This is a genomic window from uncultured Caulobacter sp., assembly GCF_937900395.1.
Classification (GTDB): Bacteria; Pseudomonadota; Alphaproteobacteria; order Caulobacterales; family Caulobacteraceae; genus Caulobacter.
The window spans coordinates 1-24,590 of record NZ_CALCDX010000094.1 but is presented as its reverse complement, the minus strand read 5'-3'; the positions used below and the strand labels follow the sequence as shown (position 1 = coordinate 24,590).

Annotated in this window: 27 protein-coding genes, 1 tRNA gene, 1 pseudogene and 1 riboswitch; of the genes and pseudogenes, 14 read left to right on the top strand and 15 right to left on the bottom strand. The window is 68.4% G+C overall.

Annotated features, from left to right (window positions below):
* Positions 1-198: 198 nt before the first annotated feature.
* Both Q0379_RS08210 and Q0379_RS08205 read right to left on the bottom strand, forming a co-directional pair.
* Positions 199-273: transfer RNA gene (locus Q0379_RS08210), tRNA-Asn, on the bottom strand.
* A gap of 214 nt (positions 274-487) precedes the next feature.
* The gene (locus Q0379_RS08205) at positions 488-1,192 is read right to left on the bottom strand and encodes a glutathione S-transferase N-terminal domain-containing protein (RefSeq protein WP_299006891.1); all 705 of its coding nucleotides are present in this window, start codon (positions 1,190-1,192) and stop codon (positions 488-490) included.
* Positions 1,193-1,359: 167 nt separating this feature from the next.
* Between Q0379_RS08205 and Q0379_RS08200 the strand changes: the two genes are divergently transcribed.
* The gene (locus Q0379_RS08200) at positions 1,360-1,782 is read left to right on the top strand and encodes a hypothetical protein (protein ID WP_299006888.1); all 423 of its coding nucleotides are present in this window, start codon (positions 1,360-1,362) and stop codon (positions 1,780-1,782) included.
* An 8-nt stretch (positions 1,783-1,790) separates the two neighbouring features.
* On the opposite strand, the gene Q0379_RS08195 is transcribed toward Q0379_RS08200, so the two are convergent.
* The 3 genes from Q0379_RS08195 to Q0379_RS08185 are packed head-to-tail and all read right to left on the bottom strand — an operon-like array spanning position 1,791 to position 4,953.
* Positions 1,791-2,228 carry a VOC family protein gene (locus Q0379_RS08195; RefSeq protein ID WP_299006884.1) on the bottom strand — a complete coding sequence of 146 codons (438 nt, stop codon included), beginning with the start codon at positions 2,226-2,228 and terminating at the stop codon, positions 1,791-1,793.
* 59 nt (positions 2,229-2,287) lie between these two features.
* Positions 2,288-4,216, bottom strand: a complete 1,929-nt coding sequence (locus Q0379_RS08190) for an ABC transporter ATP-binding protein/permease (RefSeq protein WP_299006898.1) — start codon at positions 4,214-4,216, stop codon at positions 2,288-2,290.
* A complete protein-coding gene (locus Q0379_RS08185) occupies positions 4,147-4,953 on the bottom strand; it encodes a hypothetical protein (RefSeq protein WP_299006881.1) in 807 nt (268 codons plus the stop codon). The genes Q0379_RS08190 and Q0379_RS08185 overlap by 70 nt, the downstream gene beginning before the upstream one ends.
* A 74-nt stretch (positions 4,954-5,027) precedes the next feature.
* Between Q0379_RS08185 and Q0379_RS08180 the strand changes: the two genes are divergently transcribed.
* Positions 5,028-5,636, top strand: a complete 609-nt coding sequence (locus Q0379_RS08180) for a TIGR00730 family Rossman fold protein (RefSeq protein ID WP_299006878.1) — start codon at positions 5,028-5,030, stop codon at positions 5,634-5,636.
* A gap of 104 nt (positions 5,637-5,740) precedes the next feature.
* Positions 5,741-6,067, top strand: a complete 327-nt coding sequence (locus Q0379_RS08175) for a hypothetical protein (RefSeq protein ID WP_299006875.1) — start codon at positions 5,741-5,743, stop codon at positions 6,065-6,067.
* An 81-nt stretch (positions 6,068-6,148) separates the two neighbouring features.
* Here the strand turns inward: Q0379_RS08175 and Q0379_RS08170 are convergent, their stop codons facing one another.
* From Q0379_RS08170 to Q0379_RS08150, 5 genes are all read right to left on the bottom strand, one after another.
* A complete protein-coding gene (locus Q0379_RS08170) occupies positions 6,149-6,283 on the bottom strand; it encodes a hypothetical protein (RefSeq protein ID WP_143324235.1) in 135 nt (44 codons plus the stop codon).
* A gap of 191 nt (positions 6,284-6,474) precedes the next feature.
* Positions 6,475-6,816 carry a hypothetical protein gene (locus Q0379_RS08165; protein WP_299006873.1) on the bottom strand — a complete coding sequence of 114 codons (342 nt, stop codon included), beginning with the start codon at positions 6,814-6,816 and terminating at the stop codon, positions 6,475-6,477.
* 179 nt (positions 6,817-6,995) lie between these two features.
* Positions 6,996-8,135, bottom strand: coding sequence for an acyl-CoA dehydrogenase family protein (locus Q0379_RS08160; protein WP_299006870.1), 1,140 nt, complete (start codon positions 8,133-8,135; stop codon positions 6,996-6,998).
* 110 nt (positions 8,136-8,245) lie between these two features.
* The gene (locus Q0379_RS08155; RefSeq protein ID WP_299006867.1) at positions 8,246-9,460 is read right to left on the bottom strand and encodes an acyl-CoA dehydrogenase family protein; all 1,215 of its coding nucleotides are present in this window, start codon (positions 9,458-9,460) and stop codon (positions 8,246-8,248) included.
* 151 nt (positions 9,461-9,611) lie between these two features.
* Positions 9,612-10,493, bottom strand: coding sequence for a nicotinate-nucleotide--dimethylbenzimidazole phosphoribosyltransferase (locus tag Q0379_RS08150; protein WP_299006864.1), 882 nt, complete (start codon positions 10,491-10,493; stop codon positions 9,612-9,614).
* Positions 10,494-10,592: 99 nt separating this feature from the next.
* Between Q0379_RS08150 and Q0379_RS08145 the strand changes: the two genes are divergently transcribed.
* On the top strand, positions 10,593-10,820 hold the full coding sequence (locus Q0379_RS08145; RefSeq protein ID WP_299006861.1) for a DUF1289 domain-containing protein: 228 nt from the start codon (positions 10,593-10,595) through the stop codon (positions 10,818-10,820).
* A 3-nt stretch (positions 10,821-10,823) separates the two neighbouring features.
* Here Q0379_RS08145 and Q0379_RS08140 read toward each other — a convergent pair whose 3' ends face one another.
* Complete coding sequence (locus Q0379_RS08140) at positions 10,824-11,147, bottom strand: hypothetical protein (protein WP_299006858.1); 324 nt, start codon at positions 11,145-11,147, stop codon at positions 10,824-10,826.
* Between the two features lie 277 nt (positions 11,148-11,424).
* On the opposite strand from Q0379_RS08140, the gene Q0379_RS08135 reads away from it, so the two are divergent.
* Entirely contained in the window at positions 11,425-11,943 is a 519-nt protein-coding gene (locus Q0379_RS08135) for a TIGR02281 family clan AA aspartic protease (RefSeq protein ID WP_299006855.1), read from the top strand.
* 2 nt (positions 11,944-11,945) lie between these two features.
* Here Q0379_RS08135 and dusA read toward each other — a convergent pair whose 3' ends face one another.
* Positions 11,946-12,959: a tRNA dihydrouridine(20/20a) synthase DusA gene (gene dusA, locus Q0379_RS08130; RefSeq protein WP_299006852.1), complete on the bottom strand. Its 1,014-nt coding sequence runs from the start codon at positions 12,957-12,959 to the stop codon at positions 11,946-11,948.
* A 157-nt stretch (positions 12,960-13,116) separates the two neighbouring features.
* Between dusA and Q0379_RS08125 the strand changes: the two genes are divergently transcribed.
* The 7 genes from Q0379_RS08125 to Q0379_RS08095 all read left to right on the top strand — a co-directional run bounded on the left by Q0379_RS08125 (position 13,117) and on the right by Q0379_RS08095 (position 21,246).
* Positions 13,117-13,542, top strand: a complete 426-nt coding sequence (locus Q0379_RS08125) for a DUF2946 family protein (protein WP_299006849.1) — start codon at positions 13,117-13,119, stop codon at positions 13,540-13,542.
* 119 nt (positions 13,543-13,661) lie between these two features.
* The gene (locus Q0379_RS08120; RefSeq protein WP_299006846.1) at positions 13,662-15,710 is read left to right on the top strand and encodes a TonB-dependent receptor; all 2,049 of its coding nucleotides are present in this window, start codon (positions 13,662-13,664) and stop codon (positions 15,708-15,710) included.
* Positions 15,711-15,762: 52 nt separating this feature from the next.
* The gene (locus tag Q0379_RS08115) at positions 15,763-17,142 is read left to right on the top strand and encodes a PepSY domain-containing protein (RefSeq protein WP_299006893.1); all 1,380 of its coding nucleotides are present in this window, start codon (positions 15,763-15,765) and stop codon (positions 17,140-17,142) included.
* A 2-nt stretch (positions 17,143-17,144) separates the two neighbouring features.
* Positions 17,145-17,594, top strand: a complete 450-nt coding sequence (locus Q0379_RS08110) for a copper chaperone PCu(A)C (protein WP_299006842.1) — start codon at positions 17,145-17,147, stop codon at positions 17,592-17,594.
* Positions 17,594-18,181 (top strand): SCO family protein, encoded by a 588-nt coding sequence (locus Q0379_RS08105; RefSeq protein ID WP_299006839.1) that lies wholly within the window; start codon positions 17,594-17,596, stop codon positions 18,179-18,181. The genes Q0379_RS08110 and Q0379_RS08105 overlap by 1 nt, the downstream gene beginning before the upstream one ends.
* A gap of 305 nt (positions 18,182-18,486) precedes the next feature.
* Positions 18,487-20,520: a transglycosylase domain-containing protein gene (locus Q0379_RS08100; protein WP_366519304.1), complete on the top strand. Its 2,034-nt coding sequence runs from the start codon at positions 18,487-18,489 to the stop codon at positions 20,518-20,520.
* Positions 20,521-20,592: 72 nt separating this feature from the next.
* Complete coding sequence (locus Q0379_RS08095; protein WP_299006836.1) at positions 20,593-21,246, top strand: DUF2799 domain-containing protein; 654 nt, start codon at positions 20,593-20,595, stop codon at positions 21,244-21,246.
* A 1-nt stretch (position 21,247) separates the two neighbouring features.
* On the opposite strand, the gene Q0379_RS08090 is transcribed toward Q0379_RS08095, so the two are convergent.
* Together Q0379_RS08090 and cobO are read right to left on the bottom strand one after the other, a co-directional pair.
* A complete protein-coding gene (locus Q0379_RS08090; protein ID WP_299006833.1) occupies positions 21,248-21,652 on the bottom strand; it encodes a DUF1636 domain-containing protein in 405 nt (134 codons plus the stop codon).
* The gene (cobO, locus tag Q0379_RS08085) at positions 21,649-22,275 is read right to left on the bottom strand and encodes a cob(I)yrinic acid a,c-diamide adenosyltransferase (protein ID WP_299006830.1); all 627 of its coding nucleotides are present in this window, start codon (positions 22,273-22,275) and stop codon (positions 21,649-21,651) included. The genes Q0379_RS08090 and cobO overlap by 4 nt, the downstream gene beginning before the upstream one ends.
* A gap of 29 nt (positions 22,276-22,304) precedes the next feature.
* A riboswitch (cobalamin riboswitch) is annotated at positions 22,305-22,493 on the bottom strand.
* 61 nt (positions 22,494-22,554) lie between these two features.
* Between cobO and Q0379_RS08080 the strand changes: the two genes are divergently transcribed.
* A complete protein-coding gene (locus tag Q0379_RS08080; RefSeq protein WP_299006827.1) occupies positions 22,555-22,902 on the top strand; it encodes an arsenate reductase family protein in 348 nt (115 codons plus the stop codon).
* A 118-nt stretch (positions 22,903-23,020) separates the two neighbouring features.
* Positions 23,021-23,602 (top strand): annotated as a pseudogene (locus tag Q0379_RS08075) (substrate-binding domain-containing protein); the annotation flags it as partial.
* A 605-nt stretch (positions 23,603-24,207) separates the two neighbouring features.
* Here Q0379_RS08075 and Q0379_RS08070 read toward each other — a convergent pair.
* The gene (locus Q0379_RS08070; protein WP_299006822.1) at positions 24,208-24,507 is read right to left on the bottom strand and encodes a hypothetical protein; all 300 of its coding nucleotides are present in this window, start codon (positions 24,505-24,507) and stop codon (positions 24,208-24,210) included.
* Positions 24,508-24,590: the final 83 nt, after the last annotated feature.

Sequence of the window (24,590 nt, the reverse complement as noted above, 5' to 3'; positions counted from 1 at the left end):
GCCGGTTAACAGCCGGCTGCTCTACCACTGAGCTACCGCGGAACAGGTCGCTCTCGAGAGAGGCGGCTAGATAACCGCCGCGCGGAGTCGATGCAAGCGCCGTCGGCCGTCGGATTTGAGACAAATGCACGCGGACGCGAACAGGCGATCGCGGATGCTGGATGTGCGGGAAGCTTCTGAAAAGGCGAACAGAAAGAGTGGCTCCGCGGGTAGGATTCGAACCTACGACCAGCCGGTTAACAGCCGGCTGCTCTACCACTGAGCTACCGCGGAACAGGTCGCTCTCAGAAGAGGCCGCGTGATAGCCGCCTCCCCGCGGCGATGCAAGCGCCTTGTTCTAAAAAAACAGCCCGGTACGAGACCGGGCTGTGGAAAGTCAGTGATGGTGGTGCGCCTTCCAAAGAAGACGCGCACAGGGTCGGGCGATCGTGGTTAATCAGGTCTTAATTCTTAACGCTCAGGCGAAAAGGTCGCAGGCGCTCTGGCCTCATCCACGCTTGGGAATGTCGAGGCCGCGCTGCACCGCCGGACGCGCCAAACCCTGCTCCAGCCAGCGAGGAACGTGCTTCAGAGCCGCGTAATCGACCAAGTCGCCGGCGCCGTAGAAGCCGACGAGATTTCGCACCCAGCCCAGCGTGGCGATGTCGGCGATCGTGTAGTCGTCGCCCATGATCCACGAACGGTTGGCCAGACGCCCTTCCAGGACGCCCAGAAGCCGCTTTGATTCGGCGGCGTAGCGGTCGCGCGGACGCTTGTCCTCGTAGTCCTTGCCCGCGAACTTATGGAAGAAGCCCAGCTGGCCGAACATCGGCCCGATCGCGGCCATCTGGAAGAAGACCCACTGCAGCGTCTCGTAACGCGCGGCGGGGTCGGTCGGCAGGAACTTGCCGCTCTTGTCGGCCAGATAGACCAGGATGGCGCCGGATTCGAACAGGGCCAGAGGCTTCCCGTCCGGACCGTTGGGATCGAGGATCGCCGGGATCTTCCCATTCGGGTTCAGCGATAGATATTCCGGCTCCCAGGTCTCGTTCTTGCCGATGTCGATCAGGTGCGGCTCGTACGGCAGCCCCGTCTCCTCCAGCATGATCGAGACCTTCACGCCGTTGGGGGTCGGCAGCGAGTACAGCTGGATCTGGTCGGGATGCTGGGCGGGCCAGCGGCGAGTGATCGGAAAGGCGGACAGATCCGACATGGCTTCGAGCCTCGTGTTCCGCTCCGGAGCGGAGCCGTCGGCATTTGGCGTCTCGTCCGACGTATTTCCAGTGCCGGCCTATACCCAAAACGCGAAGTTCGCGCTGGGAGTGCTTTCCTCGCTCAATGAACCCGGTTATCGGGAGCCCCTAGGGGGACCACAAGTAAATGGCGAATGCTGACGATCACTGGCCAGAGACGCTGAACCGCGTCGCCGCGATCCTGGATTTCAAGCTCACCGGCGAAAAGATCGGGGCCAATACCACGAAGCCCAGCTTCAAGATGTGCGCCTTCGCCCCCTCCGACCTGTCCGCGCTTCCCGCGCTGGTGGCGACGGCGGTGCATGCCGGCCTGGAGATCGACCGACTGATCTCCCTGCCCGGTCCAGGCGCGTTCGACGCCCAGGCGCGCAAGGTGCGCCAGGCGCTGGCCGACGCGCTGAACACCGAAGCGTCCGGCGGCGCGCGCTCGCCGTTCGTCACCGGCTACAAGACCGCCTATCGGGTGGAGCTGGCGCGGGTGATCTGGAAGGCCATCGCCGACGCGCCGGTCCGACGGCTGGAAGACCTGGCCCGCGCGCGTCTCGTCTAGCCGCGCGCTTACCAGGCGCCCGTGTTGGGCATCGAGGCCCAGGGCTCGGCCGGCGGCAGGCTGCCGTCCTGCAGCAGCTCGACCGAGATGCCGTCCGGCGAGCGCACGAACGCCATGTGGCCGTCGCGCGGCGGACGGTTGATCGTCACGCCCATGTCCATCAGGCGCTGGCACGTCTCGTAGATGTCGTCGACGCGATAGGCCAGGTGGCCGAAATTGCGGCCGCCGAGATATTCTTCGTCGTCCCAGTTGTAGGTCAGCTCGACCAGCGGCGCCTTGCGCTCCTTGGCCAACTCGACGTCTTCCGGCGCGGCCAGAAAGACGAGCGTGAAGCGGCCCTTTTCGTTCTCCATCCGAGAGACTTCCTGGAGACCCAGGCCCTCGCAATAGAACCGCAGCGAAGCGTCCAGATCGCGGACGCGGACCATGGTGTGCAGATAGCGCAAGGCGGAACTCCTCTGGAAAGCGTCGTCGATATAGTCTCCCCGCCGGGCGCGGCGAAGCCCTAAACCGGCTCGCGCTCGCGGGTCTGGCGGCGCCACAGGGCCGCGTACTCACCGCCGGCCTCCAGCAGCGCCTCGTGGCGGCCGCGCTCGACCACCCTGCCCCGCCGCAGCACCACGATCTCGTCGGCGTCGGCGATGGTCGAGAGCCGGTGCGCCACGACCAGGGTCGTTCTGCCAGCCCTGGCCTTGCGCAGCGTCGCCTGGATGGCCGCCTCGGTGCGGCTGTCCAGCGCGCTGGTCGCCTCGTCTAGGATCAGAACGCGCGGATCGGCCAGCAGGGCGCGGGCGATGCCGACGCGCTGACGCTCGCCGCCGGAAAGCTTCAAGCCGCGCTCGCCGACCTTGGTGGCCATGCCGTCGGGCAGATTGCGAATGAACTCGCCAAGCTCCGCGGCCTCGGCGGCCGCCCAGACCTCGGCCTCGGTGGCCTCGGGCCGGGCGAAGGCGATGTTGGCGGCCAGGGTGTCGTTGAACAGCGCCACGTCCTGGGGCACCAGCGCCACCGCGCGCCGCAGCGAGGCCTGGGTCAGGGCGCGCAGGTCGTGGCCGTCCAGCGTGATCCGCCCCGCCTGGGGATCGATCATCCGCAGCGCCAGCCGCACCAGCGTCGTCTTGCCCGCGCCCGAGGGACCGACGATCGCCACGGTCGTTCCCGGCGCGATGTTCAGGGTCACGTCCGCCAGGCCCTCGGACCGCGCGCCATGGCGGAAGGAGACCTTCTCGAAGGCCACCGCCCCGCCCCTGCGATCCACGCTGGGCGGCAGGTCGATGGCGTCCGGCGCGTCGGCCACGTCGGCGCTCTGACGGCGCAGGTCCATCATCGCCTCCATGTCGATCAGCGACTGGCGGATCTCGCGATAGGCGAAGCCCAGGATGTTCAGCGGGGCGTAGAGGTTGATCAGGATCAGGATGGCGGCCGTCACGTCGCCGGGGCCGATGCGCCCGGCGGCGGCCTCGGCGCCCGCGAGCACCGCCATGCCGCCCAGGCCGACGCTCATCACCGCCGCCTGCACCATGTTCAGCAGGTTCAGCGAGTTGGTCGCCTTGATCTGCGCCTCGCCATAGCGATCCAGCGCGCCGCCATAGCCGGCCACGGCTCGGGCCTCCGCGCCGAACGACTTGACGGTCTCGTAGTTCAGCAGCGCGTCGACCGCGCGGCCGGCGGCTTCGGCGTCGGCCTCGTTCAAGGCCCGGCGATGACCGATGCGCCAGTCCGAGATCGCGAAGGTCAGGTAGCCATAGACGGCCACGGTGCCCAGCGCGATGGCCGCGAACCGCCAGTCATAGGCTTTCGCCAGCACGACGGCCGCCATGATCAGTTCGACGCCCGTGGGCGCCAGGTTGAAGGCCAGGCTGCGCAGCAGGAAGTCCATCGACCGCGCGCCGCGATCGATCACCCGCGACAGCGAGCCGGTGCGCTTGGACTGGTGGAAGTCGATCGACAGCGACAGGGCGTGGGCGAAGGTCTCGACCGCCGCCCGGTTCTGGGCGGCCTGGGCGACGGGCGTGAAGATCGTGTCCCGGGCTTGCGGCGCGGCGGCCGAGACGAACCGCACGAACGCCCAGCCCAGGGCCAGCCCGGCGAAGGCCCAGGTCACGGCGACCGCCGCGCTCTGCCCGGCCGACAGCTGGTTGACCGCCTTGCCCAGCATCAGGGGGGCCAGGACGCCCAGCGCCTTGCCCGTCAGCGTCAGGACCAGGGCGACCGTCACCCGCCAGCGCAGGCCCGGCGCGCCGGAGCGCATGACCAGGCGCGTGAGGTCCCCCATGGCGCTCCAGAAGCGTACGGGCTGATCCGCCTTGGCGATCGCGCCGGGAACGGCCGCGCGCCCGGCGGAGGGCGGACCGCCCATGCCCCTCATCGCGGACCGCCGATCAGCAGGGTGGTCTGGACGCCGCCGCCCGGCGTCATCCAATCGACGCGCCAGCCTTGCGGCGTGCGCTCCGCGCGCACCGGCCCGGTCACCAGCGGCTGAGGCGGCGCGGTGACGACCGACACGGCGGTTTCCCCGCCGTCGCCCGCGACCTGGATGTCGTGGCCGCCTGGCGCCAGGGAGGCCGTCAGCGAGATAAAGAACCGCCCCTCGTCGTCGGCCCGCCCCCCGCCGCGGGTGACGCGATCGACGCGGACGTTCAGGCCCGCGTCCGGCGCGGCGACGCCGGACACCACCGCTCCACCCTCGCGATCAACGTCGATCGTCAGGATGCGCGGCGACGATGACCCGGAAGCCAGGCGCTTGGCCCCGGCGCCCGCGCGCAACAGCGCCACGTCGCCGCCCTCCGCCACCATCACATAGCCCTCGGCCTGCACCGTGCGACCGGCGCGGGTCGTCGACAGGCCAAAGAGGCGCACCCCCTCGGCATTGGGAACGGTGAGCCGCCAGCGCCCTTCGCGATCGGTCCGCCCGGCAAAGGTCTCGCCGGCGGGCGAGCGCAGGCGAACATCGGCTTCCGGCGCGCCATGACCGGACAGGGCCAGGGCGCCGCCCGCGCGCTGGACGCTCTCGACGACAGGCGGCCCCACATAGCCGGCCTCGGCGCTGTCGTCGGCCTTGGGCGAATCCGCGGGCTTGGGCGCGCTGGGCGAGCAGGCGGCGAGCAGCGCCGCGGCCAATCCCCCCGCGACGATCGGCGACTTGCAAGCCCGGAAGCGAATCCTGATCATGCGCCCTCAAATAGGAACGGTTCGAAGGCGCGCGAGCCCGCGCGCCTTTCGTCTTTTGTGTGGAGTGGACGACGATGCCCAACGAGTCTAGCCGTCTGGGCTCGGTCTGCGTCTATTGCGGATCGTCCAACACGGTCGAGCCCAGCTACCTCACCGACGCCCACGCGATCGGCGAGAGCTTCGCCAAGGCCGGCCTGAAGCTGGTCTATGGCGGCGGCGGCGTCGGCCTGATGGGCGCTGCGGCGCGCGGCGCCCACGAGGCTGGCGGCGCGGTCCTTGGCGTCATCCCGAGCTTCCTGCGCGGTCGCGAGCAGCCGTTCGACGACGTCGAGACCGTGGTCGTCGAGACCATGCACGAGCGCAAGATGCTGATGTTCGAGCGCTCGGACGCCTTCGTCGTGTTGCCCGGCGGCATCGGCACCCTGGAAGAAATTGTCGAATTGCTATCTTGGCGCCGTTTAGATCTTCACCAGAAGCCGATCGTGTTCCATAACCCCGGCGGCTTCTGGGATCCGTTCTTCGCCCTGATCCGGCACACGGTCGATCTGGGCCTGACCCCGCCCAGCCTGCTGGACGCCTGGCGCGCGGTCGAGAAGGCCGAGGATGTGACCCCCGCCCTGCTCAGCTGGAATCAGGAAATCGACGTCGCGGGCGCGCCGGCCACGCTTCGCCAGTTGACTTAGTTTCTAAAAAAGATGCACTATGCCTCCGGGCCGACGGTCATCATGGACCGCGTGCGCCCGTGCGCCGGAACTCCCATCCGGCGCGGGGATAGGAGACTAAAGGAATGCGTACCGCTGCTCACGCGGGCCTGATGGCCTGCGCTCTTGTCGCTGGCCTGTCGGCCGGAACCGCCTTCGCCGCCGATAGCGAAGGCGCCTGGCTCAAGCTGAAGACGCCCGCCACAACCGAGCAATTCATCCAGGATGGTTCGGTCTGGCGCTGCAAGGCCGAGCTCTGCACCACGACCAAGGTCCGGGCCCTGCCCGTCGCTCGCGCCTGCCGCAAGTTGGCCGGTCAACTGGGCGAGCTGATCGCCTTCAACTATCGCGGCGAACCGCTCGAGGACGCCGCCCTCGCCGAGTGCAACGCGGCGGCCAAGCCCAAGGGCTAAGGCGGAAAGACAAAGGCCTCCGCCGGAAACGACGGAGGCCTTCTTGTTTGAGGGCGTGGGACCCTGAAGCGACTGGCAAGCTTACTTTCGTTCCGACTTGGCGGACGACTTGGCGGGCTTCGGATTGGACCGGCCTCCCACCAACATGCCGCCCATCAGGGCGAACGAGAACATGGCGTGATTCATCTTCGATACGGTCATGGCGGCGTCTCCCAGATTGACCTTTAGGACCAGGAGACGCGCGCGGCTTACAGGGGCGGTCCCCTCCTAGTCGTCAGCGCGTCGAGGTGAAGTTTGCGCCCTAGACGGGCGCCGGCAACGCGACAAAACGCGCGCAACGCGATCTCCGCCGACCGATGAACCTAAGGACGCGGCAGAAAAAGTTCCGTCCGCCCACGGCTCAAAATCTAGTGCAGCGTCACCGCGCCGCCGTCCGCCGCCGCCGCGCGCTTGGCCTCCTCGACGTCGCCTAGAACCTCGGCGGCCGCGCGCAGGATGGCGGGGCTGACCCGCTCCTCGTCGCAGCCGATCGTCTCGGCCGCCAGGTCAGGCAAGTCGGCGCAGAGGCGGATCTGGCCCGCGATCCGTTGCAGGATGGCGCTTCCCTGCAAATCGGGATCGTTGGCGACCACGCCGACCACCAGGGCCAGGGCCGCCTCGAAGCGGGCGGCCGACAGCTTGGCCTCGCGCGCCTGTTCGATCAGCAGGCGCGCGTTGTCCTCGACCAGGGCGACCGCTTCCGCCGTCATATGAGTCTCTTCGCCGATCATCCGCCTGCCTCCTTGCGCGTGCTTCAAGAGGTTGAACGGACGATCGCGCGGAGTTGGGCGCGCCGCCTATGAGGGGTGTACGAAAAAGCCGCCCGCGTCGGCGTGACGCAGGCGGCTTGGCCGCTTTTGGCGGTTCTTCCGTAGGCTGAAGCGCGAAATCAGGCCGCCGCGTCGAACGACAGCGACTCGTAGCGCTTCAGATGGTGGTCGACCGAGCCGAACAGGCCCTCGATCATCGTGGCCCGCTTGAAGTAGTGGCCGATGGCCAGCTCGTCGGTCATGCCCATGCCGCCGTGGATCTGGATGGCGTTCTGACCCACGAACTTGCAGGCGCGGCCGATGCGGACCTTCATGGCCGAGACGGCCTTGGCGCGCTCGGCGGCGTCTTCCTCGAGCTTGATGGTGGCCATGTAGGTCATCGACACCGACTGCTCGACCTCGATGAACATGTCGACCATCCGGTGCTGCAGCACCTGGAAGTTGGCGATGGCCGTGCCGAACTGCTTGCGCTGCTTGGCGTAGTCCAGCGTGCCCTCATGCAGCTTGCGCAGCACGCCCACGGCCTCGGCGCCGACGGCGGCGGTGGCCTCGTCGATCACCTTGTCGACCAGAGCCAGGCCGTCCTCGGCGATCAGGGCGTCGGCCGGGACCGAGACGTTCTCGAAATAGACTTCCGAGGCGCGATTGCCGTCCACGGTCGGATAGTCGCGGGTGACGATGCCCGGCAGGCTCTTGTCGACCAGGAACACCCCGACGCCGCCGGCGTCGCGCTGGGCGCCGCCGGTGCGGGCGGTGACGATCAGGTGGGTGGCGAACGGCGCGCCGATCACCACGGCCTTGTGGCCGTTCAGGACCCAGCCCGCACCGTCCTTCTTGGCGGTCGTCTTCAGGTCGCGCCAGGTGTAGCGGGCCTGCGGCTCGCCATAGGCGAAGGCGATGGTGGTCGACCCGCCGATGATCCCCTCGATCACCGAGGCCGCGCTGGCGTAACCCGAGTGCTTCAGGAAGCCGCCGCCGATCACCACGGTGCCGAGGTAGGGCTCGATGACGAGCGCCTTACCGAACTCCTCCATGACGATCATGTTGTCGACGGCGCCGCCGCCCAGGCCGCCCAGCTCTTCCGAGAACGGCGCCCCCAGAATGCCCAGCTCCTCGGCGAAGGCCTTCCAGTAGTCGGCGCGCCAACCGCTGTCCGAGGCGACGATCTTGCGGCGGGTCTCGAAGTCGTACTTGTCCTGCAGGAAGCTCGCGACCGTGTCGCGGAGCATCGACTGTTCTTCGGTGAAGTTGAAATCCATCCCTGGTCCCTTTGTTCTTTAGGCCCCGAGGCGCATCGAGCGGCCGTCCAGAGGCGTGTCCGGTGAAGCGATCCCCTCCCCACAACGGAGAGGGGGTCTTGGAATTCAGATCAGAGCCCCAGCACCATCTTGGCGATGATGTTGCGCTGGATCTCGTTGGAGCCGCCGTAGATCGACGTCTTGCGGACGTTGAAATAGGTCGGGGCGGCCCGATGGGCGAAGTCGGGACCGATCGGATGAGCGTTGTCGCCGTCGGTCGGGAAGCCGCGGAAGTACGGCGCGCCGTAGTGTCCGGCCGCTTCCAGCACCAGTTCGGTGATCCGCTGCTGGATCTCGGTGCCCTTGATCTTCAGCAGGCTGGATTCCGGGCCAGGCCCCTTGCCGGCGGCCTCGCCCGCCAGGGTGCGCAGCTCGGTGTATTCCAGCGCCGTCAGGTCGATCTCCAGTTCGGCGACCTTGCGCTTGAACATCGGATCCTTGATCAGGGCCGAGCCGTCATCGCCCAGTTCGGTCGAGGCCATCTGGCGGATGCGCTCGATGCCGCGCTTGGAGCGGGCGACGCCGGCGATGCCGGACCGCTCGTGGGCCAGCAGGAACTTGGCGCAGGTCCAGCCCTTGTTCTCTTCGTAGATGCGGTTCTCGACCGGCACCTTGACGTTCTCGAACCAGACCTCGTTGACCTCGTGCTCGCCGCCCAGGGTGATGATCGGGCGGACGGTCACGCCTGGCGACTTCATGTCGATCAGCAGGAACGAGATGCCTTCCTGGATCTTGGCGTTCGGGTCGGTGCGGACCAGGCAGAAGATCCAGTCGCCGTGCTGGGCCAGGGTGGTCCAGGTCTTCTGGCCGTTGACCAGGTAGTATTCCTTGCCGTCATCGCCGGTGAAGCGCTCGGCCTTGGTCTTCAGGCTGGCGAGGTCGGAGCCGGCGCCCGGCTCGGAATAGCCCTGGCTCCACCAGATGTCGCCCGACAGGGTCGGCGGCAGGAAGCGCTCTTTCTGCTCGGGCGTGCCGAAGGTGTAGATCACCGGGCCGACCATGTTGATGCCGAACGGCAGGATCGGCACGCAGTCGGCGCGGGCGGTCTCTTCCGACCAGATGTAGCGCTGAACGGAGGTCCAACCCGGACCGCCATATTGGGTCGGCCACGCCGGGGCCACCCAACCCTTCTTGGCCAGGATGCGATGCCAGGCGAGGAAGTCCTCCTTGGCCATTTCCTCGCCTTCTTCCTGCTTGTCGCGCAGGCTCGCCGGATAGTTCTCGGCGATGAAGGCGCGGACCTCATCGCGGAAGGCGAGGTCCTCGGGCGAGAAGTCGAGATTCATGGCCAGCTCCCGTTCCAATCGGCCTCTCTACGGGAGGCCGTTATTGCGTTTCGAGCGCCACGATATCGGTCGAACGACCGTTTGGAAAGATGACGTTAGCGTCAACGGAAGCAAACGTGATCCGCGTTCACTTGAGATACCGCTCCAGCGGCTAGCGGACCTCGCAGGCGAGCTTGACAAGCGCCAGGGCCGAGACGCCGCCGACGCCCTCTTCATCGAGGGTGTCGAGCGCCAGCAGCGGCCGCTTGTCGAGGATTTCCAGAAGGCGCGCATGGCCCTTGGCCGGGCTGAGATGCGCGGCGAGGCAGTGGTCGATCGCCGTGGGCTCGACCGCGCGCAGGACCGCGGCGGCGGCGCAGGCGGCGTAGCCGTCCAGCAGCACCGGGACCTTCTGGACGCGGGCGGCCAGGATCGCGCCGAGCACGGCCGCCGTTTCGCGCCCGCCCAGCTGGCGCAGGATATCCAGCGGGTCGTCCGACAGGCCCTCGGCCTTGGCGCGCGCGACGGCGGCGGCGACCGGTTCGGGATCATCCGACCAGTCCTTGGCTTCGCCGCCGAACAGCGCCAGGCACAGGGCCGCGGCGGTGCGGGCCGGCTCGGCGACGATGACGCCGGGGATCAGCAGGTCGGGCTGCTTGGCGAGAGCCTCCATGCCGAAGGCCATGGTGGCGGCGGCTTCCTTCTCGCTCATCGAGGCCTTCTCGACGGAGTCCGGCGACGGGCGGTCGATGGCGAGGTCGAAGGCTTCGAGGCCCGCCCCTTGGACGCCCGCCAACCGCGAGACGGCGGCGCCGCCCGAGGCGATGGCTTCCAGGCGATCTCGGGCGTAGCCGCGCGGCCCGACGCCTTGTCGCGCGCCGGCGTACAGGGCCACGACCGGCCGGTTCACCGCCGGCGGGCTCTTGCCGCTCCACGCGGTGAGCCAGGCCGAGATCTCGGCCAGCCGCCCGCCCTGCTCCAGCGTCGGAGACGGTCCCGGCGCGGGCGGCGAGACGGCGAGTTGGCGGATGTCGGCGAAGGGGGAAGCGGTCATGGGCGCGGACTTAAACCCGTCCGCGCCCAAAGCAAGCCCCGATGACCTCAAGATCGACGCGGCTTGCGCGCCATCAAGGGAATGGAGATGTTTGTCGCCATGACAACGACGCCGCAGGCCAAGCCGCCCCGCCCGATCGCCACGCCCTGCGTCAAGGTATGCGCGGTGGACGGCGCCAGCGGCTATTGCCTGGGTTGTCGCCGCACCCTGGCGGAGATCGCCGGCTGGGCGCGGTTCAGCGACGAGGAGCGGGCGGCGATCACCGCCGCCCTCCCCGACCGGCCAGATCCGATGATCGCCCTGATGGCGGCGACCACGGGGCGATAGGCTCTATTTGCCGCCCGCGATAAAGGCGGCGCAGGCGCCGTCGCGCTGAGCCAGCAGCTTGGCCTTCTTTTCGCCGTCCGCGGCGTTGGCCTCCTTCAAGGCGGCCTGCATCTTGTTGATGGCCGAGGTGCGGACCGCGAGATCGCGGGCCGCGCCCTCGTCTCGCAGGAAGGCGTCCAGGGTTGTGGTGTCGAGCTTGCCGAGGTTCTCGGAGGCCGCCAGCCCTCGGCACCGCGCCGCTTCCAGGTAGTTCAGATTCGAGACTCCGGCTTGGGCGACGCCGGAAAAGGCCGCGAAGGCGGCGGCAGTGACAATAAGCGCTTTCATGGTGCGTTCCCTCGGTGAGCCGTTTACTGGCTTGCCAATGGAATAGACCCGCGCCCAATTCCAATGAAGTTAAATCGAATACATTAATGCTGACTGGAAAGTCCAAAATATATTACCGACTCGTAATCTTACCGTCGATAACCGACCTATCAGATAAGGCGTACGGAATAGGCAGATCCCGTCAAGAAAAACAGCCGCCCGATTCACGCCTTGAAAACGCCTGCCTCCTAATGATTGAACGGGGCCGAGAAGCGGTCTTGGGAGCCTATAAGGCGGGATGTCTTCGATGTTTAGGTTTGCGGCGATCGCTCTGGTGGGCGCCCTGTCGGCCGTTGGCGCGGCCAAGGCCGTCGTGTCGCTGGACGATCTGCGCCATCCCGAGCTCCGCGCGCCGTCGGCCGCCGCCGCCACCCTGGGCGACGTCGAAGGCGGCTCCGCCCAGATCACCAAGGACAGCGACGGTCACTTCTGGGCCAAGGCCGCCGTCGATGGCCACGACGTTCGCTTCCTGGTCGACACCGGCGCCACCGCCGTCTCGCTCAGCATGGCCGACGCCCAGCGCCTGGGCATCGACACCAGCAAGCTGACCTACGACTACAACGTGATCACCGCCGACGGCCGCACCCGCGCCGCCTCGGTCAAGCTGGCCAGCGTCGCCATCGCCGGCGCCAAGGTCCGCGACGTCGACGCCCTGGTCATCGAGAAGGGCCTCGAGAATTCGCTGCTGGGGATGAGCTATCTGGGCCGCCTGTCGCGGTTCGAGGCCACGCCCGAGGCGCTGATCCTTCACCCCTAGCCTTACGCCGCCGGCGCGGCCCGCTCCTCGCGCGAGGCCAGAGCCGCGCGCACCGCGTCCAGCGCGCGATCCACCACATCGAGACCCGCGCCCGGCCTGACGCCCTCGACCGTCAGGATGCGACGCCACGCCCGCGCGCCCGGCAGGCCGTGGAACAGGCCCAGCATGTGCCGCGTCATGGCCGCCAGATGCGTCCCCGCCGCCAGCTCCCGCGCCAGATAGGGCCGATAGCGCTCGACGGCTTCGAAGCTGTCGACATCGGCGACATCCATGCCGAACACCCGCCGGTCGACCTCGCCCAGCAGGCCCGCCTCGTGATAGGCCGCGCGACCCAGCATCACGCCATCAACGCCGTTCGCCAGATGCTCCAGCGCCGCGTCGACGCTGGGCACGCCGCCGTTGATGGCGATGGTCAGGTTCGGTCGCTCGCGCTTGAGCCGATAGACCAGGTCATAGTCTAGCGGCGGGATGTCCCGGTTCTCTTTCGGCGACAGGCCCTGCAGCCAGGCCTTGCGGGCGTGGACGATGAAGCTGTCGATGCCGGCGGCGGCGCAGCGGTCCACGAGCGTGAAGAGGCTCTCTTCCGGATCCTGGTCGTCGACGCCGATCCGGCACTTCACCGTGGCCGGGACCTTCACGGCGTCCTTGATGGCGGCCATGCACTCGGCCACGAGATCAGGCTCGCGCATCAGGCAGGCGCCGAAGCGGCCGCTCTGCACGCGGTCCGAGGGGCAGCCGACGTTCAGATTGATCTCGTCATAGCCCCAGTCCTCGCCGATCCGCGCGGCCTGCGCCAACTCGGCGGGATCGGAACCGCCCAGCTGCAGCGCCACCGGATGCTGGCCGGCGTCGAAGCCCAGCAGCTTCTCCCGGTCGCCATGAACCACCGCCCCGCTCGTCACCATCTCGCTGTAGAGCAGCGCACGGCTGGACAGCACGCGGTGCAGCGACCGGCAGTGGCGGTCGGTCCAATCCATCATGGGCGCGACGGAGAAACGGGCGGGCTGGAACGTCATGACCTTGCTTTGCAGGACGCCCAGGGCGCCGGCTTGAAGCGCGCGTATATAGGCCAGACCTCGGCCCGAAGCGACCCCGCCGCCTAACACGTAAGTTCCGGCTCCGCACAAACACGGAGGCGACAAGCGCTGCGTCTTCGACTAAAGCGCGGTCATTGTGACTCGTTCGCCGCTTCAGCGCCGTCCCTTCGCCCGCGCCGTCTTCATGACGCTCGCGGCGCTGGCGGTCGCCTTGAAGGTGATGATCCCGGCCGGCTTCATGACCGCGCCGGATCCGCGCAACGGCCTGCCGTTCTCGTTGGTGCTCTGCACCGGCGACGGGGCCAAGCTTGTCCAGCCGGGCGAGGCCCTCGCCGGCCATCAGGACCAGGACGGCGGCGGCGACAAGTCCGCTCACGACGCGCCCTGCCCGTTCGCCAGCCACGGCGCGGCGGCCCCGCCGCCCAGCCCGTTCACGGCGAGCAAGGTCGAGTTCGTCGCCTACGCGCCCATCGAACCGACGCGCGTCATCCACCTCGCCCCGGGACGAGGCCTCGCGGCCCCGCCCCTGCCGGCGCGCGGTCCTCCAAGCCAGCTGATCTAGAGCCTCCGGCCGCCCGCTGGAGCGCACGCGCCGCCTCGCGGTCGCGTCCGCCCGCGCGCGTCCCCCTCCTTTTTCAGTCTGCCTATTCGGCGCGCCAAGCCGCGCCCAAGGACCACGTCATGAAGTTACTCCTTCTGGCCGCCACGGCCATCGCCGCCTGCGTTCCGCCGCTCGCCCACGCCGCCGACAAGCCCGACGCCGACACCGAGGTCTCGTCGGTCATCGTCACCGCCCGTCGCAATCCCGAGGACCCGCCCGTCGTCGCCGACGCCCGCAAGCGCCTGTCCGAGACGCCCGGCGCGGTGTCGGTCATCTCGCAAGAGAGCTACATCAATCGCCAGACCCTGGCCCTCGACGACATGCTGCGCGACGCCCCCGGCGTCTACGCCCAGCGCAAGTGGGGCGGCGACATCCGCATCTCGATCCGGGGCTCGGGGATCGGCAACGCCAACCACAATCGCGGCCTGCTGATCGCCCAGGACGGCGTGCCGCTGAACGAGGCCGACGGCTATGGCGATAGCCAGGTCGCCGACCCGCTGAACACCCGCTACGCCGAGGTCTATCGCGGCGGCAACGCCCTGCGGTTCGGCGGCGCCCTGCTGGGCGGGGCGATCAACATGGTCACGCCGACCGGCAGGGACGCGGGCTTCGCCAACCAGATCCGCATCGACGGCGGCTCCTACGGCCTGCTGCGCGAGCATGTCGCCCTCGCCCGCCAGTCGGGCGACTGGGACGTCTATGCCGCCGCCACCAACCAGACGGCTCAGGGCTGGCGCTCGCAGAGCCAGCAGAACATCCAGTTCGGCAGCCTCAACGTCGGCCGATCGTTCGGCCAGGACCGTGAGGTGCACTTCATCCTCAATGGCTCGAACATCAACCAGGAAATCCCCGGTTCGCTGACCCTGGCCCAATTCAACGCCAATCCGCGCCAGACGGCCGTCGGAAACGCCAACGGCGACCAGGGCCGCAACCAGCGCGGCGTGCGCGGCTCGCTGCAGACGACCTGGCGGCTGAACGACCAGCTGGTCTTCCAAGGCGCGCTGTACGGCGTCTGGAAGGAGCTGGACCACCCGATCTTCCAGGTCATCGACCAGGAAAGCCGCAACTACGGCGCCTTCGGCCGCTTCGACTGGGACGGCGAGATCGGCGGCAAGCGCGTCGACGCCTTCTTCGGCGCCTGGTACCGCCAAGGCGACCTGGACTCGCACTTCTACGTCAACAACCGCGGCGCGCGCGGGGCGCTTCAGTCGATCTCGTACCAGAACGCCAAGGCCATGGACGTGTTCGGCGAAGGGCGGCTGTTCGTCACGGACCAACTCGCGGTCGTCGCCGGCGCCACCTGGGGCCAGGCCGAGCGCGACTACGCCAGCGTCGCGGTTCCGGGCGTCAAGAGCACCTTCAACCTCGACGCCTCGAAGACCTATAACTGGGTCTCGCCGCGCGTCGGCCTGCTCTGGCAGAACGAGGCCGGCGACCAGGTGTTCGCCAACCTGACCCGCTCGGTCGAACCGCCGAACTTCGGCTCCATGTCCCCGACCAATATCGGCTTCGCGCCCGTCCAACCGCAGAAGGCCTGGACCGGCGAGGTCGGCGCGCGCGGCCGACGCGGTCCGTTCACCTATGACCTGACGCTGTACCGCGCCGAGCTCAGGGACGAGATGCTGCAGTACGCGGTCAGTTCGTCGATCCCGGCTTCGACCTTCAACGCCGACAAGACGATGCACCAGGGCATCGAGGCGGCCCTGGATTGGGCCGTGGCGCCCAACTGGCGGATCCGCCAGACCTGGACCTACTCGGACTTCCGCTTCAAGGACGACGTCCAGTACGGCGACAACCGTCTGCCGATCGTGCCAAAGAACTTCTACCGCTCGGAAGTCCGCTACGATGATCCGCGCGGCTGGTTCCTCGCGCCGTCGGTCGAGTGGTCCGCGACCGACCAGTGGATCGACTACAAGAACACCCAGAAGGCGCCGGGCTACGCGATCCTGAACCTGAACGCCGGCTGGAAGGTCACCCCCGCCGTCTCGCTGTTCCTCGACGCGCGGAACCTGACCGACAAGGCCTACGTCTCCAACACCCAGGCCGCGACCACCTGGACCGCCGCCACCGCCACCCTGTGGCCGGGCGACGGCCGTTCGGTGTTCGGCGGCGTGACCGTCAACTTCTGATCCGGATCGGCGGCGGGTGGATAGCCCGCCGCCAAAGCCCTGGAGCTTCATGATGTCTTCGAGCGAGACCTCTGAAAATCCGGCCCCGGCCGGCGAAATCTACCGCGCCTTCTGGCGCTGGCACTTCTACGCCGGCCTGCTGGTGCTGCCGGTCTTGATGCTGATGGCCCTGACCGGCGGGCTCTACCTGTTCAAGGACGAGCTCTCCGCGATCGTCCAGCGCCCGCTGGTCGTCGTGGCCGACAGCCCCGCGACCACCGCGCCCAGCGCCTGGATCGCTTCGATAGAGACCGCGACCGGCGGCAAGGTCGCCCAGCTGGCGATCCCCGCGCGCGGCGACCGCTCCGTCCAGGCCACGGTGGAGACCGCCGAGGGTAAGCGCACCGCCTACGTTGATCCCCACACCGGCCAGTATCTGGGCCAGACCCAGCCCGGCGGCGCCATGGGCTTCGTCAAGCGGCTGCACAGCCTGGATAGCGCGGGCCCCGTGATGAACCTGCTGGTCGAGGTGGTCGCCGGCTGGACCATCGTGCTGGTCGCCACCGGCGTCCTTCTGTGGTGGCCGCGCGGCCAGACGGGCGGGATCGTCACGGTGCGGAGCAATCCCGCCAAGCGCCTGTTCTGGCGCGACCTCCACGCGGTCACCGGCGCCTTCACCGGCCTGGTGATCGTGTTCCTGGCGGTCACCGGCATGCCGTGGTCGGCCTTCTGGGGCAAGGAGGTGCGGGAGATCACCACCCAGGTCGGCCTTGGTCGCCCCAAGCCGCCCGTCGCCGAGCAGCACCACGCCGCCAAGCCCGCTCCCGAGCCGGCGGAAGGCGTGCCGTGGGCGCTGCAGACCAAGGCGCCGCCGATGTCCGGCATGGAAGGCCACGACCACGCGGCGATGATGATGGACATGGCGGCCCCGCTGGACGCCGACGCCATTGTCGCCAAGGCGCGCGCGGCGGGGCTGACAGACGGCTTCACCCTGACCCTGCCCAAGACGCCGGGCGGAACCTGGACCGCGGCCTACATGCCCGACCAGGTCGAACAGACGCGGACGGTCTATCTAGACGGCCGCGACGGTCATGTGCTGGCCGACCTCGGCTATCGCGACTTCGGTCCAGCGGCCAAGGCCATCGAGTGGGGCATCGCCGTCCACCAGGGCCAGCAGTTCGGCCCGGTCAACAAGCTGGTCATGCTGGCCGGATGCGTCGCCATCTGGCTGCTGGGAATCTCGGCCGTCGCGATGTGGTGGAAGCGGCGTCCCAAGGGCCGCCTCGCCGCCCCCGCCCGCCCGGCCACGCCCGGCGCCTATGTCGGCCTGCTCGCCATCGTGGCGCCGCTCGCCCTAATCTATCCGCTGGTCGGCGCCTCGCTGATCGCGGCCCTCTTGATCGACCTCCTCTTCCGGCGACTGACGTCGCCTAACCTCAAGGCTGGAGCCTGACCATGAAGACCCTGACCCTTATCGCCGTCTCGACCGTCGCCCTGGCGACCAGCGCCCACGCTGCGCCCGCCGCGAAGGTCGCCGCGACCGACGCCTGGTGCCGTCCGACGGTCGCCGGCGCCCTGGCCGCCGGCTGCTACGTGACCCTGACCGCCAAGGCCGAGGATCGCCTCGTCTCGGTGGAGAGCCCCGCCGCCGCCCGCGGCGAGATCCACACCATGTCGATGGACGGCGGCGTCATGCGCATGCGCCAACTGACCGACGGACTGGCCCTGCCCGCCGGCAAGGCCGTCGCGCTGAAGCCGGGCGCGGATCACATCATGCTGATCGGTCCCAAGGCCCAACTGAAGGAAGGCGCCAAGGTGCCGATGACCCTGAAGTTCAAGTCGGCGCCGCCGCTGACGATCGAGGCCGTCGTCAAGACGCCGCCGATGCCGGGCATGGCCCACTGATGCGGCGGGCGCTTCTGATCACCGCGGCCGCCCTGCTGGCGGCCGCGCCCCTGGCGGCCTGCAACCGCCAGGACGGCGCCAGCCCGGTCCGTTCGCTGGTTAAGATCGGCGGACCGTTCAACCTGATCGACATGAACGGCAAGCCGGTCACCGAGAAGTCTCTGCTGGGCAAGCCCACGGCGATCTTCTTCGGCTTCACCTATTGCCCGGAGGTCTGCCCCACCACCCTGACCGACCTGACGGTCTGGCTGAAGACGCTGGGGCCTGAGGCCGACAAGCTGAACGTGGTGTTCGTCTCGGTCGATCCCGAGCGCGACACGCCCGAGCAGATGCGGCTTTACCTGTCGAACTTCGACCCGCGCATCCAAGGCTTCACCGGGACGCCGGAGACGGTCGCCCAGGCGGCCAAGGCCTATCGGGTCTATTACCAGAAGGTCCCGCAGGAGGGCGGCGGCTACACGATCGACCACTCGTCGTCGGTCTATCTGTTCGACGCCCAGGGCCAGTTCGTAGCGCCGATCCCCTATCAGTCCTCGCCGGACCGGGCCGTCCACCAGCTCCAGGCGCTGCTCGCTAGCCGACCGTAGCTATTCCAACGCCTTCCTGGGCCTTGTGCCCAGGAAGGCAGCGTTATCGCTTGCCCGAAATACTTCCCCGCGGCGTTCCAAAAAGAAAAGCCCGGCGACAAGGCCGGGCTTGGAAAGTCAGGGAGGAAACGCCCAGGAAAGGGCAGAGGCATCGGCCTCACGGGAAGGTCAGTTATGATCGCCCCGTCCCCATTCAAGGGGCGTGGACGGAAAAACTTCCCGTTCCGCGCGCTTGGATTGGCCGGGCCGTGTGGTATGAGCGCCGACGACGAGTGCGGGCGTGCGCCCGAAGCGAGCGCCGATCCATGTCCGACGAGCCGAACGACCTCGACCCCAACACGCCGCCGCGCCAGCCGCCAGATCCGCAGGCGGCGCTGGCCGATCCCCCGCAAGCAGCGCCGTCCGACGCTCCGCCGGCGGCGCCTGTTTCCGATCCAGAACCCGCGCCGGCCCGCAAGCCATTCTGGAAACGCCATATCTGGCTGGTCGGCGGAACCGCCGCCGCCATGCTTCTGGTCGTGGTGCTGATCGCGTCGCTTTTCTGGTCGCTGCCTCTCAGCCGAGCGCTGGAGCCGCTGAACAACTCGGCCATCGTGCTGGTCGCCAGCGACGGCTCGCCGATCGCCAAGCGCGGCTCGTACAAGGAAGCGCCGATCGACGCGGCCAAGCTGCCGGCCTATGTGCCCGGCGCCTTCATCGCCATCGAGGACCGCCGCTTCTACAGCCACATGGGCGTCGACCCGAAAGCGATCGCCCGCGCCCTGGGCAGGAACGCCCAGGCCGGCGGCGTGTCGGAAGGCGGCTCGACCATCACCCAGCAACTGGCCAAGAACGCCTTCCTGTCCAGCGACCGCAACCTGCGTCGCAAGGCTCAAGAGGCCCTGATCGCCGTCTATCTGGAGGCCCGCCTCTCGAAAGACGAGATTCTGTCGCGCTATCTCTCGTCGGTCTATTTCGGCGACGGCGCCTTTGGCCTGCGCGCGGCCGCCCGCCACTATTTCGGCAAGCAGCCCGAGCAACTGTCGATCGGCGAAGCGGCCATGTTGGCCGGTCTCGTGAAGGCCCCCTCGCGCCTGGCGCCGACCAACAATCTGGAAGGCGCGCGCGAGCGCATGCGCGTCGTCCTGGGCGCCATGGTCGAGACCGGCGCGATCACCCAAGAGGAGGCCGACGCGGTCGGCGACGTCTCGCCGATCCAGGTCGAGGACAAGGTGCCGACCGGCTCGTACTTCGCCGACTGGGCCCTGCCCCAGGCCCGCGCCAGTATCGGTCCCCGCTATGGCGAGACCATCGTCCGCACCACCTTGGACCCCAAGCTCCAGGAGAAGGCCGAGAAGATCCTCAACGACTTCATCGAACGCGACGGCAAGGTCCTGAACATCACCCAGGGCGCCCTGGTGGCCATGCGCAAGGACGGCCGCGTCGTCGCCATGGTCGGCGGCCGCGACTACAAGCAAAGCCAGTTCAACCGCGCCGACGGCGAGCGCCAGCCGGGCTCGTCGTTCAAGCTTTTCGTCTATCTGGCCGCCCTGCGCGAGGGCATGACCACCACCAGCCCGATCCTCGACACGCCCGTTCAGGTCAGCGGCTACATGCCCAAGAATCACGAGGGCAAGTATCGCGATCGCGAGATCCCGCTGATCAGCGCCTTCGCCGCCTCGTCGAACGTCGCCGCCGTGCGACTGGCCCACGACCTGGGTCCGGCCAAGGTCATCAAGGTCGCTCGCGACCTCGGGATCACCGAGAAGATCCCCAACGACCTGACCATGGCGCTGGGCACGGGTTCGATGAGCCTGACGCGGCTGACGGCCGCCTACGCCTCGGTGGCGGCGGGCGAGTATCCGATCGTCCCGCACGCGCTGGAGAGCTTCAACAAGCCCAAGACCACGCCCTATGACCCCAAGGTGCTGGCCGGCATGCGCGATCTGCTGCGCTCGGCCACCCACCGCGGCACGGGCCTGGAGGCGGCCATCGACGGCGCCTATGGCAAGACCGGCACCACCCAGAACTATCACGACGCCCTGTTCGTCGGTTACGTCGACGACCTGGTGGTCGGTGTCTGGGTCGGCAACGACGACAACAGCCCGATGAACGGCGTCGTCGGCGGCGGCGAGCCGGCCAAGATCTGGAAGGCCTTCATGCTGTCGGCCCTGGGCCGCAACGTCGCCCCGCCTCCGGTCGAGGACCCGCTGGAGGATCTGGGCCTGCCGCTCGAAGGCGAGATCGGCCCGGACGGCCTGCCGGTGGCCCCGCTGACGGTCCCCGCCGAGCCGGCCGCGCCCGTGGCGCCCAACAGCGGCGTCCCGCAGGCCCCGCCGCCCGCCGAGCCCAGACCCTAGGCCTCGTTCAGCTCAGGTTCACACGGCCAAGCTCCAAGTACTCTCGAGGGCCAGGCCCTGGGGAGGTTTGAAGTGCATAGTCCCGCGAAACGGTCCGTGTTTATCGGCGCCTGCGTTGTCGTCGCCGGCCTGACGGTCGCGGCCTGCGCCACGCTGAGCAAGGAGCAGTGCCTGCAGGGCGACTGGCGGGCGATCGGCTATATCGACGGCGCGGACGGCCGGCCGATGAGCCGCATCGAAGACCACGCCAAGGCCTGCGAGAAGACCGGCGCGACGCCCGACATGAGCCTCTACGTCCAGGGCCGCGACCAGGGCCTGATGCGCTACTGCACCGAGGGAAACGGCTTCCGCGTCGGCCGCCAGGGCCATGCCTACGCCGGCGTCTGCCCCCCGCCCGTCGAGCCGGAGTTCTTGGGCGGCTATGCCGACGGCGAGCGGGTCCACGCCGCCGAGAGCCGGCTGGAGAGCGCCCGCTCGGACCTCAGCAGCGCCGACGCCCGGGCTGACCGGCGCGCGCGCGAGGCCGATGGCGTCGAAGACGAGCTGCGCAATCCCAAGCTCAACGACGAGCAGACCCGCGAACTGCGCGACCGCCTGCACCGCCTGCGCCGCGAACGCCGCGACGCGATCGAGGACGGTCGCCGGGCCGCGGACGCCATCCGCGACGCCGAGCGCGAGGTCGACGACCTGAGGGCCCGCTTCGCGCCGCACTACGGCGGGTGGTGAGCTAGTCGGCAACCAGCTTGCCCGCCGGCGGCACGCGGACGATGAAGTGCCCCTTCACGCCCTCGGGCCACTGGCGGTAGGGCACGACGCCCTCCTCGCTCTCCGCATAGGCCAGGGCGTAGTCGAGGATCGCCCGCGCCGCGTCGGCTGTCGGCTCGAAGCGGCCCAGGACATAGCCGATCTTGCCCGGCGCGCGCAGGTGGACCGAGCAGTGCTGGCCGCAGTTAAACAGGCACGGCATGGTCTGGATCGCGATCCCGGTCCCCTCGGCCGCGTCACGCAGCGCCGCCGCCAGCACCGCCCCGCCGCGCATGCCGTCAGGGCTGTCGCGCTCCTCCGCCGAGAAGCGGCAGGTGTCGCAGACCACCACCGCCGGACCGTCGTCGGCCTCGCGAAGGACGCTCAAAACTCGATCCCCGCCTGAGCCTTCACGCCGGCCCGGAACGGGTGCTTGACCTGGGCCATCTCGGTGACGAGGTCGGCGGCCTCCATCAGCGCGTCCGGCGCGTTGCGGCCGGTGATCACCACGTGCTTGCCCTCGGGCCGCGCGGCGACGACCTCCAGCACCTCGGCCAGCGGCAGATAGTCGTAGCGCAGAATGATGTTCAGCTCGTCGGCGATGACCATGTCCCAGTCGTCTGGATCGAGGATGCGGGACTTGATCACCTCCCAGGCCTGACGGGCCACGGCGATGTCGCGGGCGCGGTCCTGGGTGTCCCAGGTGAAGCCCTCGCCCATCGGCCTGAACTCGACCTGATCGGGGAAGGCGTCGAACACCACCTTCTCGCCCGTGGTCATCGCGCCCTTGATGAACTGGATGACGCTGACCCGGTGGCCGTGGCCGATGGCGCGGACAGCCATGCCCAGCGCCGCCGTCGTCTTGCCCTTGCCCGCGCCCGTATGGACGATCAACAGGCCCTTCTCGATGTTCTTCTCGGCCATCATCTTGGCCCGAGCCGCCTGGATAACCTTCATCCTGGCGTTATGGCGCGCGTTCTTTTCAGCCTCGTCGTGCGGTGCTTCGTTCATCGTCCGTCCTTCGCCGGACACCCCGCCGGCCGCGTTGATGTGACGAAGGCCGGTCTCCTGGCTTACGCCCTCCCGTCGCGGCGCCTTCCCAGAACCGAAGCTCCAGTGGCGTGAGGCCGCGACGATCGACGGACGATCACAGTTGCGGGGGCAGCCGCGGATTGTCACCGCGTTCCCGGAGGCCTTGCGGCCTCCATGCCTTCGAGGACCGGCGTAGGCGCGCCGGCTGGACGGGTCAAGCGCCCTCGCCTACATCGGCGGCCCAGCCAGGAGCCCCGCATGAGCCTCACCGTCTACCACAACCCCAAGTGCTCGACCTCGACCAAGGTGGTGAACCTGCTGCGCGAGGCGGGCCACGCGCCGACGGTGGTGGAGTATCTGAAGACCGGCTGGACCCGCGAGCAACTGCTGGACCTGGTTAAGCGCTCGGACACCGACCTGAAGGGCCTGCTGCGCGAGCGCGGTACGCCGGCCGAAGAGCTGGGCCTTCTGAAGGCGGACGTTTCGGACGAGGCCTTGCTGGCGGCGATGGTCGAGCACCCGATCCTGGTCAACCGCCCGATCGTCGATGGTCCCAAGGGCGTGGTGCTGGCGCGTCCGGTCGAGAAGGCGCTGACCGTCTTATAGTCAAGCTTCATCCGCACACGGACACTGTCGCAAAACTGTCGCCTAACCGTGACAAAACCCCGGGCATCGGTCCGGCATGTTCCCCCCCGCTCCTCCGGACGACACAGGATTTGACGACATGAACAAGCTCCTTGGCGCGGTCGCGACCATCGCCCTGCTCGGCGTCGCTGATCAGGCCCACGCGGCCCGCGACTATGTCTGGGCCGCCGGCTCCTCGACGGTGTTCCCCTTCTCCACGCGCGTGGCGGAGAACTACTCGAAGAAGACCGGCAAGAAGTCGCCCAAGATCGAGAGCCTGGGCACCGGCGGCGGCATCAAGATGTTCTGTGGCGGGACGGGCGAGAAGTTCCCCGACATCGCCAACGCCTCGCGCCCGATGAAGAAGTCCGAGTTCCAGGCCTGCCAGAAGGCCGGCGTGAAGGACATCGTCGAGATCAAGATCGGCTTCGACGGCATCGTCGTCGCCAGCGACAAGAAGGGCCCGGACTTCAACTTCAAGCTCGAGCAGCTGTACCTGGGCCTGGCCGACCAGACCCTGCGCGGCGGCCAGCTGGTCAAGCAGCCCTATAAGAACTGGAACGAAGTCGGCCCGAACCTGCCCAAGGCGCGCATCCTGGCCTACGGCCCGCCGCCCACCTCGGGCACTCGTGACGCGTGGATCGAACTGGGTATCGAAGGCGGCGCCGGCAAGCTGCCGTCGCGGCGTCCGCCCGCGGGACGCCTGCTGCGCCTCCGCGAACTGGCGCGCTTCCGCCTCGTCGCGGAACCGCAGACGGAACACCGCGACGCTCTCCTTGCCTCTCACGTAGACGTCGTAACGGTCGCCGTCCCAGCCCGCCGCCGCGTTCGCCGCGTCGAGCGCCTTCTGCGCAGCACGCATCGCTGCCCGCGCTTTCTCGTCGGCCGTGTGAGCATCCACCAGTCGATCATACATCGTCTTGCTCATCACTCGCCTCGCTTGACCGGCCACGCAGGGACGTCGCGCATCGCCTCGTAGTACGACACTACGTCGTTGTCCGTGAGCCATGCGATCGGGTCGAGCCTCCGCGCCATGAGACGCAGGTAACCGGCTCGCGTAACACCGCCAGCAGAGTCCACCAGACCGCGGCGCTCCAGCGCTGCCGCAACTCGCTTCGGTAGCGGCCCGACGTGCGCACCGCGGGCCACGTCGAAGAGGAGCGCGAACCACTCGTCGGTCACGTGGCCGAGGTTCCGATTCTACGCCATCACTCTCGCGTGAGACCGCGCATCCGATCGCTTGCGCCGCGCGAGTCCGACTCCGTTTCGCCCGCCCATCGATACCTCCTACAGCCCGAGCCGCAGCGCGGTCCAGTCGCGACGCGCAAGCGCATCGAGCGCCGCGTCGTAGTTCTCTCGCGTCCAGTTGATCGGACGCAGCAGGATCACGTCGGAACCGCGAAAACGTTTCGGCAGTGCGCCGCAGCGCCGCTGGAACTCAGCCTCGCTGAACCGCGTGGCGAGTTCCTTGATGCCGTCGCCTTCGAGCGTGTGACTGCCGGTGACGGAGCCTCGCGCGAGAAGCTCTCGCAGCGCAGACCCCGTGATCGACCACACACCGCCGAGTTGCGTCACGTAGAAACGCATCACGGCACCACGTCCACTTCACAACCACTCTGCTCGAACGCGAGCGCCATCTCCAGCGCATAGAAGTCGCTGTACATATCCTC